At 35.7% G+C, this 13,250-nt stretch carries 20 protein-coding genes; all 20 read left to right on the top strand.

All coding sequences use genetic code 11. The features are described 5' to 3' along the window. Positions 1 to 136 precede the first annotated feature (136 nt). The 20 genes from ACDG22_RS13690 to ACDG22_RS13595 all read left to right on the top strand — a co-directional run bounded on the left by ACDG22_RS13690 (position 137) and on the right by ACDG22_RS13595 (position 13,121). Positions 137 to 748, top strand: coding sequence for a TetR/AcrR family transcriptional regulator (locus tag ACDG22_RS13690; RefSeq protein WP_370858932.1), 612 nt, complete (start codon positions 137 to 139; stop codon positions 746 to 748). Between the two features lie 135 nt (positions 749 to 883). Beyond that, positions 884 to 1,984, top strand: coding sequence for a tyrosine-type recombinase/integrase (locus tag ACDG22_RS13685; protein ID WP_370858931.1), 1,101 nt, complete (start codon positions 884 to 886; stop codon positions 1,982 to 1,984). A 109-nt stretch (positions 1,985 to 2,093) separates the two neighbouring features. Next, positions 2,094 to 2,675, top strand: a complete 582-nt coding sequence (locus ACDG22_RS13680; RefSeq protein WP_087383464.1) for a hypothetical protein — start codon at positions 2,094 to 2,096, stop codon at positions 2,673 to 2,675. Positions 2,676 to 2,755: 80 nt separating this feature from the next. After that, positions 2,756 to 3,301 (top strand): hypothetical protein, encoded by a 546-nt coding sequence (locus ACDG22_RS13675; protein WP_013616531.1) that lies wholly within the window; start codon positions 2,756 to 2,758, stop codon positions 3,299 to 3,301. Between the two features lie 117 nt (positions 3,302 to 3,418). Beyond that, positions 3,419 to 4,390, top strand: coding sequence for a hypothetical protein (locus ACDG22_RS13670; RefSeq protein WP_117616253.1), 972 nt, complete (start codon positions 3,419 to 3,421; stop codon positions 4,388 to 4,390). A 108-nt stretch (positions 4,391 to 4,498) separates the two neighbouring features. Continuing rightward, positions 4,499 to 5,044 (top strand): hypothetical protein, encoded by a 546-nt coding sequence (locus ACDG22_RS13665; RefSeq protein WP_013616531.1) that lies wholly within the window; start codon positions 4,499 to 4,501, stop codon positions 5,042 to 5,044. A gap of 125 nt (positions 5,045 to 5,169) precedes the next feature. Then, positions 5,170 to 5,562: a hypothetical protein gene (locus ACDG22_RS13660; protein WP_005650147.1), complete on the top strand. Its 393-nt coding sequence runs from the start codon at positions 5,170 to 5,172 to the stop codon at positions 5,560 to 5,562. A gap of 75 nt (positions 5,563 to 5,637) precedes the next feature. Further along, positions 5,638 to 6,228, top strand: coding sequence for a T6SS immunity protein Tdi1 domain-containing protein (locus ACDG22_RS13655; protein WP_004309992.1), 591 nt, complete (start codon positions 5,638 to 5,640; stop codon positions 6,226 to 6,228). A gap of 92 nt (positions 6,229 to 6,320) precedes the next feature. After that, positions 6,321 to 6,770 (top strand): hypothetical protein, encoded by a 450-nt coding sequence (locus ACDG22_RS13650; protein WP_270245081.1) that lies wholly within the window; start codon positions 6,321 to 6,323, stop codon positions 6,768 to 6,770. A gap of 96 nt (positions 6,771 to 6,866) precedes the next feature. Beyond that, positions 6,867 to 7,427: a hypothetical protein gene (locus tag ACDG22_RS13645; RefSeq protein ID WP_117905093.1), complete on the top strand. Its 561-nt coding sequence runs from the start codon at positions 6,867 to 6,869 to the stop codon at positions 7,425 to 7,427. 73 nt (positions 7,428 to 7,500) lie between these two features. Beyond that, positions 7,501 to 7,932, top strand: a complete 432-nt coding sequence (locus ACDG22_RS13640; protein WP_087407125.1) for a hypothetical protein — start codon at positions 7,501 to 7,503, stop codon at positions 7,930 to 7,932. A 94-nt stretch (positions 7,933 to 8,026) separates the two neighbouring features. Further along, positions 8,027 to 8,722 carry an Imm43 family immunity protein gene (locus tag ACDG22_RS13635; protein WP_370858930.1) on the top strand — a complete coding sequence of 232 codons (696 nt, stop codon included), beginning with the start codon at positions 8,027 to 8,029 and terminating at the stop codon, positions 8,720 to 8,722. Positions 8,723 to 8,800: 78 nt separating this feature from the next. Further along, positions 8,801 to 9,016, top strand: a complete 216-nt coding sequence (locus ACDG22_RS13630) for a hypothetical protein (RefSeq protein WP_270527687.1) — start codon at positions 8,801 to 8,803, stop codon at positions 9,014 to 9,016. Then, positions 9,013 to 9,354 (top strand): imm11 family protein, encoded by a 342-nt coding sequence (locus ACDG22_RS13625; RefSeq protein WP_370859005.1) that lies wholly within the window; start codon positions 9,013 to 9,015, stop codon positions 9,352 to 9,354. Before ACDG22_RS13630 ends, ACDG22_RS13625 begins: the two co-directional genes overlap by 4 nt. Before the next feature lie 69 nt (positions 9,355 to 9,423). Then, positions 9,424 to 9,891, top strand: a complete 468-nt coding sequence (locus ACDG22_RS13620; RefSeq protein ID WP_151878564.1) for a hypothetical protein — start codon at positions 9,424 to 9,426, stop codon at positions 9,889 to 9,891. A 44-nt stretch (positions 9,892 to 9,935) separates the two neighbouring features. Then, positions 9,936 to 10,658, top strand: a complete 723-nt coding sequence (locus ACDG22_RS13615; RefSeq protein WP_195617082.1) for a PoNe immunity protein domain-containing protein — start codon at positions 9,936 to 9,938, stop codon at positions 10,656 to 10,658. 8 nt (positions 10,659 to 10,666) lie between these two features. Then, positions 10,667 to 11,170, top strand: coding sequence for a DUF7691 family protein (locus ACDG22_RS13610; protein WP_270245105.1), 504 nt, complete (start codon positions 10,667 to 10,669; stop codon positions 11,168 to 11,170). A 99-nt stretch (positions 11,171 to 11,269) separates the two neighbouring features. Then, positions 11,270 to 11,692, top strand: coding sequence for an NTF2 fold immunity protein (locus ACDG22_RS13605; protein WP_117905095.1), 423 nt, complete (start codon positions 11,270 to 11,272; stop codon positions 11,690 to 11,692). A gap of 104 nt (positions 11,693 to 11,796) precedes the next feature. After that, a complete protein-coding gene (locus tag ACDG22_RS13600; protein WP_370858929.1) occupies positions 11,797 to 12,492 on the top strand; it encodes an Imm43 family immunity protein in 696 nt (231 codons plus the stop codon). A gap of 176 nt (positions 12,493 to 12,668) precedes the next feature. Beyond that, on the top strand, positions 12,669 to 13,121 hold the full coding sequence (locus tag ACDG22_RS13595; RefSeq protein ID WP_259326310.1) for a hypothetical protein: 453 nt from the start codon (positions 12,669 to 12,671) through the stop codon (positions 13,119 to 13,121). Positions 13,122 to 13,250: the final 129 nt, after the last annotated feature.

The raw sequence follows: 13,250 nt of genomic DNA, 5'->3' as shown, positions 1-13,250 counted from the left end.
GGTGTCCATAGCGGGCAGTCCTGACAGCAGGGTCTGGGTATGCAGAAATCCGGGGGGATGAAAATAATCGGTACGGAGAAGGGAAATCCCCCCGAAATCACTATCTTCGCAGAAGAAAACCAATGGATATAAAAATATGTTTACCAACAGGGATGAAGTACTGGAAAAGGCTTTGCGGATATTCGCAAAAATGAATTACGAGAAGGCAAGTCAGATGGAGATTGCCAGAACCTGCGGACTGTCGAAAGCGGGACTGACCTATTATTTCCCGTTCAAACTGGACCTGTTCACGGCTGTGGCAGACAGGTACGTGTTCGATACCCAGCATACTAAAAACAAGTTCAACTTTACGGCAAACTCGCTGGAGGAATTTATTGACCAGTATGTAGCCGGAGTGGAGAACACGAGGCAGAGGCTCGTACGACTGCTGGACGACGGGGACAATTCCGGCGGATGCAGTGTCAACTTCTATTATTACCACCTGCTGATGCAGGTAAGGATGTACTATCCTGACGTGGAGCAAAAGATTGCTGCCATATTCAGTCAGAACCTTGAACTGTGGAAAGCTGCTATTGGAAAGGCGAAAGAAAGCGGGGAAATCAGGCAGGATGTGGATGTGGATGAAGCGGCTTCGATGTTCTGGCAGATGTTCTTCGGAACCTCCTATGAGCTGTCCTTCTTTCAGGGGCTTGACACCCGGAAACTCTCACGCAGCCTGCACTTCCTCTATTCGCTGCTGAAAGCCTAAAGTACAGGTTGCAGGCTGTACGGAACGGCGGACGATACCCAAGCGAGGGACTTTAACAAAATAAAACCGACCAACCTGTTGGTTTTTCTGTTTCTTTGTGTATATTTGCATCTGTATGACATCACATTCAGTACTATGGATCATGTTCGGAAACAGAGAGGAAGCATCGTGCTGTATAAGGAAAAACGCAACGGTGCGGATTACATACGGATAGAGTATGCTGACAGCGAAGCTGTTGGCATACTGCTCTCGCAAGATGCGGAAAAGACAGGCGAGAATTCCGCCTGCATCCCTGCTGCCGCTTTCAGGCTGCCTGATTTCTACGACCGCTATTCGCCCCACGCCTACATCGATTACAGCAGGGTTTATGTGAGGCATCCCAAGCCCCAAAGGGAATACACACTGCCGGAAGGCTATCTGGAACTGCTGGAGCAGAAGCGTTACAGCCCCTCGACCATTAAAACCTATCGTGCCTATTTCAGCGACTTTATGGAATACCATAAAGGACGCAACATCGACCGCCTGAAAGTGGCGGACATCAACAAATACATCCTCTATCTTGTAAACGAAAAGAAAATCTCGGTATCGCAGCAGAACATGCGCATCAACGCCATCAAGTTCTACTACGAGCAGGTGAAGGGCGGAAAGCGGCAATACTACGGCGGCATCACCCGCGCCAAAGAGTACAAGAGCCTGCCCGAAGTGCTGAGCCGTAATGAGGTATGCCGTATCCTCTCGTGCCTATCGAACCGGAAGCACCGCTGCATGATTTCATTGATATACTCAGCCGGATTACGGCGGAGCGAGCTGCTGAACCTCACCCCGAAGGACATCATAAGCGAAAGGATGCTTGTGCGTATCATGGGCAAAGGACGGAAATGCCGGTATTCGCTGCTGTCGGAAAAGCTGCTGAAGGAACTGAGGGAATATTTCAAGGAGTACCGTCCGCAGAAATGGCTGTTCGAGGGAGAGACACCCGGAGAACAGTATTCCGCAAGTGCGCTGGTAAAGGTACTGAAAGAAGCCGCCAGCCGTGCCGGAATCAAGCACCGGGTACATGTACACATGCTTCGCCATTCGTTTGCCACCCACCTGCTGGAGCAAGGAACAGACCTGAGAACCATACAGGAACTGCTGGGGCATAATGACATCAAGACAACCTCAATCTATCTTCATGTGACGAGCGCACACAAGTCAAGCATACCCAATCCGCTTGATTCACTGGATGATTCATAGGGTGCAGCTATTAGAGATTAGGAAACACACCTGCCGGGTGTCGGTTATCGAAATATCCTACACCTAAAGGTGTATTTATAAACAAATTATAAACAGTATTGATTGAAATATGACGAAATCCAAATTCTTTTATATCATTCTCTGTATTCATCTATTATCTGGAATAATAGGATTGATAACTTTGAATTTGTCAAGTAATTGTGACCGGTTACGCTGGAATATTGGTGATATTCTTCGGTTATTGTTTTTCCTTACTCCTTTCGTCATGATGTTCTGCGTTCCTAAAAAACTACCTACATGGAGCAAAGTCTGTATGCGCATTTATTTTGGAGTATATATATTTCCATTCGTCATTTTTCCTCCATTATGGTGGTTTCTATTCAAATTTGACACTGCTGTAGCTGAAAACAATCAATATATAATCCGTCAATATAGATATGGAGGACGTGATTATTACGAACAAAAAAGTATATATAAAAAAAGTGGAATCTTAGAGAAATATGTAGGGCTTTTTGACAGCTCTGACTCTTATAGTGAGTTAAACCAGTTGGATTATGTAATAAAAGAATTTAAGATTGATAACATGACATTTACAGGAAATGTGCTCTTGAAACGAAATGAAAATGGGCAAGTTGTAACTAAAGACACGCTTATTGTTTACCCGATATACGAAAAAGAAGCACCTATGTAATTCAGTTTATAACAAGGTCGAGATAACAGCTTAAGGCTGTTCCTCACCAAATCATTACAGACAACTTAATACAGAAATATATGGAATATATACCGGATTATCTAAAACCATTCATTATACACAAAGATTATTTTCCTGAGTTGATAGAAGATTCATGGTTTAATAATCCTGTGTATTGGAAAGGTCGGTTAATATCACCACAACATGAAACAAAATTCAGACTTTATTTTTGTGGTGAATTAATTGATAATTACATGGCAAACAAGCAAAATTTCCCTTTGGCAATATATGCGTATTCAGTAAATTCAGGAGAAAAGATTACTCTTTTCGATGAAAGGTATAATGGATATGAAGCATTACTAATAGAGAATAAGAGAGAACTACCATTATCTCATGAAATTCAGTTCGTAGATAAAGATGCTGAAACTGAATTTGAAATTATCATTCTTGGATGCAGTAATACCGATTTTGATGATGAATACCCAGCCACCGAACAAGTACAACTAATCAATGGCGACTGGGTAAACAAAGAGTATCTAAAATGTAATGCTTTTGATTTCATTTCCATACTTATTCGCAATGCCAAAGGTCAGGTATATACGATATTGGAAATGGAATTAAGTTAATAAAATCGTCTGTAACAAGGTCGAGATAACAGCTTAACGCTGTTCCTCACCAAACCATTAATAATAATTAAGTTCGTAACAAGATTCATATATAATCAACTACATATAATACTCAATATGGAAAATATAAAAACAATAGCTTTTAGAGGTAGCAGTGACTTAATAGGTAATTTACAGTTATGTATAGACCATATAAGCTATGCTATACCTAATATTATGAATAGTGTATCGGGTCAATATAATGTTAGATGTGTGTTTGAGAAAGTTGAAAATCAATTAACATTTAGTGATTCTATATTAGGTGAACTGATAAATCAAGAAGTTTTAGGGAAGGTATATATGAACGATAAGTCGGATATAAGATTGTTCTCTTCAAATAGAAATTTACCTGAATATAGAATTAATTTTGATTTACAAGGAGAGTTTAATTTAGGAGTCAAGATTTTCAAAGACAAGCCAGTTCAAACATTACCAGTCATAGATGTTCTTCCAATACCTGTTGAAATCGTCACTATTTACTTTTATTTTTCAGAAACGAAAGTAAATGGGAAATCGGATTCTTTTATATTTGACAAATATTTTGATTCTTATGATTATCTCGGTTTCTGTCTTGTGGACTTACCGAAGATGAATGAAATAATAACTCGAAAGTATGGCAATCAGAAATTGGATTTAATCGACGAATTTTCAAACACAGAGCTAATCGACGAACTATTTGAAGAAGAAATAATCATAATAACTTGGGGCATTCATCCATATTCATATCCAATTTACAGTACTGAAGATACAGACTCTATCCGTCCTTTATTGGGACGGAAGTTCAGCCAAGAAGGTTGCTTTCGCATAAAAGAAGACATAAAAGAATTGAGCTTAATTCCAGGATATGCACTAAGAAAGTGGCCGGAATTTACACAAAAAGAATGGACAAAAATTTCATTATATGGCAAAGGTGAAATAGTACACTTAACACCTTATATTCTTGAAGATTCTGAATTTGAAACAGTATCAGTTTCATTCTTAATTCATAGAAGTAAGGGAGATTTGAAAGAGAGTATTCCTCTACTGAATGTGAATCTTTTATACGAATAACAACATTGAAAATCGTAGTTGTTGGATGATAATTATTATTAATATGCCAAGTTAGCTGCTAACGCAGCTCCTTGTCAAGCCATTACAGACAACTTAATACAGAAATATATGGAATATATACCGGATTATCTAAAACCATTCATTATACACAAAGATTATTTTCCTGAGTTGATAGAAGATTCATGGTTTAATAATCCTGTGTATTGGAAAGGTCGGTTAATATCACCACAACATGAAACAAAATTCAGACTTTATTTTTGTGGTGAATTAATTGATAATTACATGGCAAACAAGCAAAATTTCCCTTTGGCAATATATGCGTATTCAGTAAATTCAGGAGAAAAGATTACTCTTTTCGATGAAAGGTATAATGGATATGAAGCATTACTAATAGAGAATAAGAGAGAACTACCATTATCTCATGAAATTCAGTTCGTAGATAAAGATGCTGAAACTGAATTTGAAATTATCATTCTTGGATGCAGTAATACCGATTTTGATGATGAATACCCAGCCACCGAACAAGTACAACTAATCAATGGCGACTGGGTAAACAAAGAGTATCTAAAATGTAATGCTTTTGATTTCATTTCCATACTTATTCGCAATGCCAAAGGTCAGGTATATACGATATTGGAAATGGAATTAAGTTAATAAAATCGTCTGTAACAAGGTCGAGATAACAGCTTAACGCTGTTCCTCACCAAACCATTAGATATAATTGATTCATGCGATATACAGTTAATATAATAGTGAGTATAAAGGACGTTATTAAAAAGATGGATATTGAAATACCAGAGTACATTTCAAATATCCAGTCTTTCTATTTATATCTTAAAGAGAAATGTGATTTACCACAGGTTAATCAAGGTGAAGTCTGTATTTGCAGTAAGGATAAGAATAGAGATATAACTTTATTTGTCATAACTGATACCGAATCAGTTCTTTACTCTCCCTTTGAAGATATAAGTATGTTTGCTTCTATTTTTCCTCTTTATATTTCTTATTGTAGCACTATTGCACGAGCAGAAGAAATATTTCTCGCAAATGAAGGTTCTCACTATTATATGTGGCATGAAGGTTATGAAGATGAGTATTCAAAGTATGGAATCGCTAAAGAATTGGAAGAAGAATGGCTTCAAGAATACTGTTTATCTCCCAAGATTCCTTAAATATATCTAACAAGGTCGAGATAACAGCTAACGCTGTTTCTCACCAAACCATTATCAACCATAAAACGTAGAAATATGTACGAAGAATTTTTAGAAAAAAGCCTCAATAGCAAGAGGCAAGCAGTAGATGATACTTTTATTGCTAAATATGCTGATTTGTCTTATCCCGAACTGAATACTTTATGGCAGGAGGTCGGGTTAGGAAGTTTTTGTAATGGGCTGTTTAAGCTCATCAATCCATCCGATTATCAGGATGTGATAAACTCCTGTTTTGAAAAGGAGGATGACCAATCATTTCTACCATTCATGTGTACGGCTTTCGGCGATCTCTTTGCCTATGTAAAGAATCCGAGACTGAATAATTACGTCGTTTATCTGAATGTCAGATACGGAACATATTTAATACTTCCTGCCAATCTTCGTGCGATTTTTAATAAGGTAATGGTAAATGAAAGTTTCTTGAAAGGCTGGTTTGATTTAGAAAATTATCCTATAATACAAGAAAAACTCGGAACTCCAGATTATGACGAGTGTTTTGGATATTCTCTACTTTTGGCTTTGGGAGGAAGTGAAGATATTGAAAACATCAAGATAGTCAAGACTATTCCGTACATTGACATTTGTACCCAAACAATCGGCGAATTTGAAATTGCAGATAAATGGTGAATATAGAATAGGTTGATAACAACGCAGGATAACGGCAAGCCGTTCCCTGCTGAACCATTAACATCAATTTGGTAATGCAATTCATCAAATTTATGGAAATAAATCTCTCTAAAAAGAAAAAATGGATACTTAGGATTATTTGCATTTGTGTTTTATTACAATTGCCGATAGTTTACTTTATGGATAAGTTCTATTATTTTAATGACAATAATATTCGTTATACAATCGGAACTTATTATAAAGATGGGATTATTATCAATTCGAGTTCGAGTAAAGAAAAAGGATTTATTTATTATGTTGATAGTATTAAACATGTTGTAACAACAAGTAAATTTAATAATACAGATATGTCTCATACACATGTATTGATAATGTTCTCAGCGGTATTTCATGGCAATGCAAATGTCTTAAATATCATTGTTCCTAAATGGGTGCTTGCACCACCCAAAGGCGGATGGAAACAGTTCCCTCCTGACATAAACTGGAAAGGAGCTGAATTAGATACTGCATATATGAAGAAGATGAATTTGGAAATACCATAATTTGATGAGAATAAAAATAGAATGTTAACAAGGTCGAGATAACAGCTGAACGCTGTTCCTCACCAAACCATTATAAACAATTAGAATTGAAATAGGATGGTAGTCATTGTATTGCTTCTTATGCTAATTATAGCCTTCTTTGGATGCATCGTTCGAAAGGATTTTAGACATTCCTTGATATTTGCATTTCCGATTATCATCATTATTGGAATGTATGTATGGCTATTTACATTATATCCAGTTCAATGGGGATTAAAAAAACTACCTTTCGTTGAACAAGCATGTATAAGAGAAATATCGGCAAGTGATTACAGTAACATAAATTACAGGCACCTCAAATACGATGGTGTGATAGAATTTATAACAGATAAAGAACTTGATGGTCGTCAAAATATTTTACGAGGCAGCTATAAAAGGAATTTAAGCTACAATGATTTTATAACTAATGATAGTCTTGCCATATTAATCTCTTATGATGTGGTTTTTGTCAAAAAAATGAACGATAAGTTTTTTTATAAAGCATTGTTTATTTCGAATCAACCCAATGATAACATACTATGTGATAGTATATATTGCAAGATTTTTATGATACGAATGTTTGCTCCTATTTATGAAACGAACGAGTTTGCAATACCAACTATTTCAAATGGCAAATAGAGTTTATAACGAGGTCGAGACAACAGCTAAACGCTGTTGCTCACCAAACCATTAACATTATAATCTTCAAATTATGCGATTAAACAATAGGAAAATAATAATTTATACAGGAACAACAATTTTATTGATTATAATAATTGCCACTCGCTGTCTGGATTTTTTCTTCTTTTTTAATGAGGATAATAGAAGATATACAATAGGCACGTTTTCTGACATAGGATATTATCGTGGTTCAATCTGCAAATTTAATTACAAAGTGGGTGATTCAATTTATATTGTTGATACAAGGTTTGGACTACATGATAAAGATTTGAAAAATCTAAGATTGGTTGTCAAATATTCAAATAAATGGGTTGAACATTCAGAGCTACTTTTAGAGGTTGTTCCTAAATGGGTGCTTGCACCACCCAAAGGCGGATGGGAACAGTTCCCTCCTGACATAAACTGGAAAGGAGCTGAATTAGATACTGCATATATGAAGAAGATGAATTTGGAAATACCATAATTTGATGAGAATAAAAATAGAATGTTAACAAGGTCGAGATAACAGCTAAACGCTGTTGCTCACCAAACCATTAACGATAATAAATTCAGCAATTATGAATACGGAAGAACTTTATATTTGGCGATATGGGATAGATAAACTGCCTAAAGGATTATTGGAGTATGGCAAATCTGATGTTTGTGATATCTACGATGAAAGTAAAAGGCAGAAGTTTCAGAATCTCGGGCAATGGATGTGGCAAAATAATGACGGATGGCGCGAGAATTTACCTCCCATCTTATACCTTGTATGCAACAAGAAACCAGGAATCCTGAAATTTGATTTTCTTGATAAAAGCAGTATAGAACTCAAAATCGTGTCGGAAGAGTTTTTGTCTTTACTTCAAGAAAATGGGTTCGTTGATAAATATGATATTGCAACCGTCAAGGTCGTAAACAAGAAAAACGAAACTCTAACGGATAAAAAATACTACGCTTTACGTATAAATCATTTTGATAATGATTCTTTTCTTTTCGGGAAAGGCATAACATATCAAAGTGACCTACAGAAAGAACGAGGTACTTGTTTTACAGTATATCCTAATATGAAACTGAAAGACAATTCTATCAAACAGAATTTCTTTGTTTTGAATAGTCTAGAATATGGAGATGGTATAATATTCCGAGAGAGAGTTTTGGATAAGGTATTAAATCTGTATAAACCTGAAATTTACAAATTATCTGACTACTCAAAAATATGGAGAGATAAAGGCTTTTATCCATATGGGAATGAGTTTATGATTGTGAAATAAAATCGTTAACAAGATCGAGATAACAGCTAAACGCTGTTGCTCACCAAACCATTATCAGTAATTAAATAGTATGACATTATGAAAATATATGAAATTGGACAAGACTTTGATAATTATAAGTTCTTCGTATTCAAGGAAAATGATGAATTGAATAAAGGTATATGGGATTTTAGAGGTCAATCACTCATTAGTGGATGGAAAGGTCTTAACTTAGAATTATTTAGAGATAAAAGAAAAAGAAAGACAAGCGAAGTGAAGACTTTGATGCTTCTTGTTTTTTTTCAGGTCATCTGATAGTAAATAAAAGAACCTCTTTATTGCTCTCTGAAAAGCTGAAAGACCAGATAGAAGTTTTACCAGTCAATGTGGTTGGAAACACTTCAGAATATTATTTTATAAATGTACTAAATACAATAAAATCCTTAAATACAGAGTCTAAAAGCAATGAAGAAATCTTGATGATGGTGAGAGAAAATAACTGTGTCTTTAATAAAAAAAATATCGGACCATATATCATATTTCGAGATAGTATATTTGATGATGGTTATTATTGTACAGATGAATTTATAGATTTTGTGAAACAAAATTCAATTACTGGATTAAAATTTACCTGTGCAGGTATTGCTGAATAAATCACTGATAACAAGCCAAGTTAGCTGCTAAACGCAGCTTCTTGTCAAAACATTACTAACAATAGTACGATGAATAAAACTGTCCAATCCATAGTATCATTGACTGCTTTCAGTGCTTTATTGATAGTCATAACATTATTTTGTGGTGGCTTAGGTTTTGGTCGTTTGTTCGAGATATATGGCATTATGGAATATTGTTTTTTAGGTTTACTTCTAATTATAGATGTATTGCTAATCTACAAGGTCTATAAACTATATGCAATGCAACCTACAGCGATAGTGTTATTGTTGGGCTTGGAATGTTGCTCTATTCTTTTGTGGATTGCCTTTATCTGTATAGACCAAAGTTTATTAGATTGGCAAATTACAAACTGCATATTGCAAGCTGTCAATTTAGACGGCTTCGAGGGGGATGAACGAGGATTGAATATGCTCGCAGTCTTATGCGGCATTGTTTATCCTCTTATTGGGATTGGGTGTTTATTCACCGGATTGGGATTTATAAATAAGTTAGTAACAACGAAAGATAGCATCTAACGATGCTCCTTTCTAACCATTAACATCAAAAACAGTGTACCATAATGGAAACAAGAGATAAACTTTTTACCGAAGAACAGTATATAAAGCAATTGGCTAAGTATACTACCAGAATAGAAAAACTTAATAGTATGATAGAACAATCAGAAAAAGATGGTGATGAGATTAGCCCTGATTTGTATGGACGTTTATTTGATTGTAGAGTTTATACTATCGTAACTATGTATTCTATGGGGGAGAATTTAGAATCTATAAAATCCAATTATATTTTAACAATCAATGTTTTAGAAAAATGCTGGACTCCGTATGGCTATTATGTTCAGATGTTATGGTTGCTTTCAATAGGAATCATGTTGGAGTATGATAATAATGTTATTGATAAACTCCGCGTACTTATAGACATGAAAGAAGTTAAAGACCGTGTTTATGATGTATTGCTGAATTACCGTTTCCCGGAACGGAAGGAAATGGCGGATTGTGTGTTTGATGCTGTGCCTTATCGGGCAATCTTGGAAGTGTCGGATTTGGCTAAAACAAACAAGCTTCAAGCGACGAAGCGATTGGAAAAGTATCTAAAAAGGGAATGGTATCGAGGACATTCCGATTGTGCTTGGCATGACGACCACAAATATGGTATAATACATGATGGATATTGGAGTTTTGAGAGCGGTGCATTGGTCAAGGTTTTGGGGCTGGATGATAGCAGCCTGAAAGGGTTGCCATATTATCCATACGATATGGTACACTGGAACGACAACATAAAATAAAGATAAGTATGAGTTACTCTGTTTGTGCATATTTGACAGAAGCCGATAAGGTAAAGTCTGTTTATGGAGCTCGTGATAATCTGCTGCTTAACCAATTAAAGGCAGCACTGAAGCCGGGACTTGACAGTTTGAACGATTATTTCAGCGATAGTCTGAACACGGATATGGATGCTTATGCTGTATTGGCTGATATTGTGAACGGAGAAGTCCGTTATCCCGAAATCGCTTCCATGTACGGGTATGTATATGAAAAGATTTGCAATCATTTCGGAACGCAAATCTATTGTGCGGAAAACCTTTGGCAACTGGATAGCCAAAGCACATTCATACCTATTCCATTGAGTGATGATTTTCCCTATATCATTAGCATACCTGTTTCTGAATTGGAGAGCAAGAGGATGGAATACAATTCGCTGGAAGAAGGCAATGATGAGCAGGAAATGGACGATTTGAACTTCATTTTCGATGAAGCCGTTGAAGCACAAAAGGACCTTGTGATTATGGTGTATTAATATGGTACACTGGAATGGAAATTAAATATGATGTTAACGAAGCAGGATAACGGACAAGCCGTTCCCTGCTTAACCATTAATAATAAAGATAATTAAAGTATGGATGATATTACAAAAAAAACGATTGAAAAACTTGTCCTAAACTTTATTTCAGAAATGAATGAATGGGAGAAGTATTGTAACGAGTTAGACCAAAATAGTCAGTTGGCATGGGACGAAGCAGATCGTATGATGGAACAAAGGGTAGCTTCTATAATAAACAAATACTGCACAGATAAGGAACGCAAAATGAGTCGTCCAAATGCTATCTCATGGGGAGTTGAAGGAAGTTATGTCTATGATCCGAATAAGGAAAAAATAATAGATATGCAAGAAAGCAGGAAAAATAGATTTTTTGTGACAACACGAACTGACAACAAATACCTACAGTATATTGTCGTCAAAAAAAATAATAAGTATTTGATAGATAGTAAAAAAAGAAGATTCTTAAACGAAGATAAATGGTACGTGGATTATTTATAAGTCTAACAACCAACTTTAATGTTTACTTTAATAAACTCTATTATTAACGAGGTCGAGATAACAGCTTAACGCTGTTGCTCACCAAACCATTAACGATAATAATTATGAATACAGAAGAACTCTATATTTGGAACTATGGAATTGATAAACTGCCTAAAGGATTATTGGAGTTTGGTAGATCTGATGTCTGTGATACTTACGATGAAAGCAAAAGGCAGAAGTTCCAAAACCACGGGCAATGGATGTGGAAAAACAAGAATGGATGGAGAGAAAATTTACCACCAGTCTTATACCTCGTATGCAACAAAAAACCGGGAATCTTGCAATTTGATTTTCTTGATAAATACAGTATAAAACTCAAAATCGTATCGGAAGAGTTTTTATCTTTACTTCAAGAAAATGGATTCATTGATAAATATGATATTGCAACTATCAAGGTAGTAAACAAGAAAAACGAATCTCTAACGGATAAAAAATACTACGCTTTACGTATAAATCATTATGACAATGATTCTTTTCATTTCGGGAAAGGCATAACATATCAGAGTGACTTTCAGAAAAAACTAGGTACTTGTTTTACAGTATATCCTGATATGAAACTGAAAGACAATTCTATCAAACAGAATTTCTTTGTTTTGAATAGCATAGAATATGGAGATGGAATAATATTCCGAGAGAGAGTTTTGGATAAAGTGTTGAATCTGTATAAACCCGAAATTTACAAATTATCAGACTACTCAAAAATATGGAATAAAAGAGGCTGTTATCTGTATGGGAATGAACTAATGATTGTGAAATAAAATCGTTAACAAGGTCGAGATAACAGCATAATGCTGTTCCTCACCAAACCATTAACATTAACAAAAACAGAAAGTCTATGAACAAAGAATACTATGTATCAGAAGTAGAGGACAAAAGTTCTGTTGAGTATAGTAAAAAGAGGAGTGTTTAAACACCATGTAAACAGTATTAAATTATGATTGGTATGAGTTGTATGTTCAATCTTTCTGAACCTTTGGTCATTCCACGAAAGAAAATCAGTACATTTGTGGAAGCCGGATTGTGTACCGCCTATATATGGATCTGTCGGGACATGCTGTCCGAAAGACTGATTTTTTGGATTCCCGTAGGCCTATTTTTTTATTTCATGGTGAAGGGTATCAGGCATTGGCACCGTGTTATCCGAATCAGTGAACAGGGAATCACTACTCCCAAAGGAAAGCTGTTGCTTTGGAATAAAATCTTGTATTGCCAGTATGTGGTAGTGCATGGTAGATATACGCATGTAGATCTGTTTCTCCGTACTAACCATAACTACAACGAGAGAATCCATCTGAATGATTATTTTTGTAACCATCGGGAGTTGAGGGCTGCCATTGCATTTTACTCCAGAGGAAAGGTGGAATTGGAAAGTAAAGAAGAATTTTAGTATGAAATTACATTACTGGAATAATGTTTTCAATTCCGGGTAACAGACAGTATCTTGTTCATAAATCTAACCCAATATTAGAATGGGTATAATATTTTGTTAACAAGGTCGAGCCAACAGCTAAACGCT

The organism is Phocaeicola coprocola, assembly GCF_041333015.1.
Classification (GTDB): Bacteria; Bacteroidota; Bacteroidia; order Bacteroidales; family Bacteroidaceae; genus Phocaeicola; species Phocaeicola coprocola.
Note: the sequence above shows the minus strand (reverse complement) of the source record. Positions and strands in the feature narration are given on the sequence as shown.

Excerpts from the sequence above, each read along its gene's own strand:
- ACDG22_RS13650 (WP_270245081.1), top strand. The coding sequence starts at position 6,321 with ATGGAAATAAATCTCTCTAAAAAGAAAAAATGGATACTTAGGATTATT.
- ACDG22_RS13605 (WP_117905095.1), top strand. The coding sequence starts at position 11,270 with ATGGATGATATTACAAAAAAAACGATTGAAAAACTTGTCCTAAACTTT.
- ACDG22_RS13600 (WP_370858929.1), top strand. The coding sequence starts at position 11,797 with ATGAATACAGAAGAACTCTATATTTGGAACTATGGAATTGATAAACTG.
- ACDG22_RS13615 (WP_195617082.1), top strand. The coding sequence starts at position 9,936 with ATGGAAACAAGAGATAAACTTTTTACCGAAGAACAGTATATAAAGCAA.
- ACDG22_RS13675 (WP_013616531.1), top strand. The coding sequence starts at position 2,756 with ATGGAATATATACCGGATTATCTAAAACCATTCATTATACACAAAGAT.
- ACDG22_RS13595 (WP_259326310.1), top strand. The coding sequence starts at position 12,669 with ATGATTGGTATGAGTTGTATGTTCAATCTTTCTGAACCTTTGGTCATT.
- ACDG22_RS13645 (WP_117905093.1), top strand. The coding sequence starts at position 6,867 with ATGGTAGTCATTGTATTGCTTCTTATGCTAATTATAGCCTTCTTTGGA.
- ACDG22_RS13685 (WP_370858931.1), top strand. The coding sequence starts at position 884 with ATGGATCATGTTCGGAAACAGAGAGGAAGCATCGTGCTGTATAAGGAA.
- ACDG22_RS13630 (WP_270527687.1), top strand. The coding sequence starts at position 8,801 with ATGAAAATATATGAAATTGGACAAGACTTTGATAATTATAAGTTCTTC.
- ACDG22_RS13640 (WP_087407125.1), top strand. The coding sequence starts at position 7,501 with ATGCGATTAAACAATAGGAAAATAATAATTTATACAGGAACAACAATT.
- ACDG22_RS13670 (WP_117616253.1), top strand. The coding sequence starts at position 3,419 with ATGGAAAATATAAAAACAATAGCTTTTAGAGGTAGCAGTGACTTAATA.
- ACDG22_RS13620 (WP_151878564.1), top strand. The coding sequence starts at position 9,424 with ATGAATAAAACTGTCCAATCCATAGTATCATTGACTGCTTTCAGTGCT.
- ACDG22_RS13665 (WP_013616531.1), top strand. The coding sequence starts at position 4,499 with ATGGAATATATACCGGATTATCTAAAACCATTCATTATACACAAAGAT.
- ACDG22_RS13690 (WP_370858932.1), top strand. The coding sequence starts at position 137 with ATGTTTACCAACAGGGATGAAGTACTGGAAAAGGCTTTGCGGATATTC.
- ACDG22_RS13680 (WP_087383464.1), top strand. The coding sequence starts at position 2,094 with ATGACGAAATCCAAATTCTTTTATATCATTCTCTGTATTCATCTATTA.
- ACDG22_RS13655 (WP_004309992.1), top strand. The coding sequence starts at position 5,638 with ATGTACGAAGAATTTTTAGAAAAAAGCCTCAATAGCAAGAGGCAAGCA.
- ACDG22_RS13610 (WP_270245105.1), top strand. The coding sequence starts at position 10,667 with ATGAGTTACTCTGTTTGTGCATATTTGACAGAAGCCGATAAGGTAAAG.
- ACDG22_RS13635 (WP_370858930.1), top strand. The coding sequence starts at position 8,027 with ATGAATACGGAAGAACTTTATATTTGGCGATATGGGATAGATAAACTG.
- ACDG22_RS13660 (WP_005650147.1), top strand. The coding sequence starts at position 5,170 with ATGGATATTGAAATACCAGAGTACATTTCAAATATCCAGTCTTTCTAT.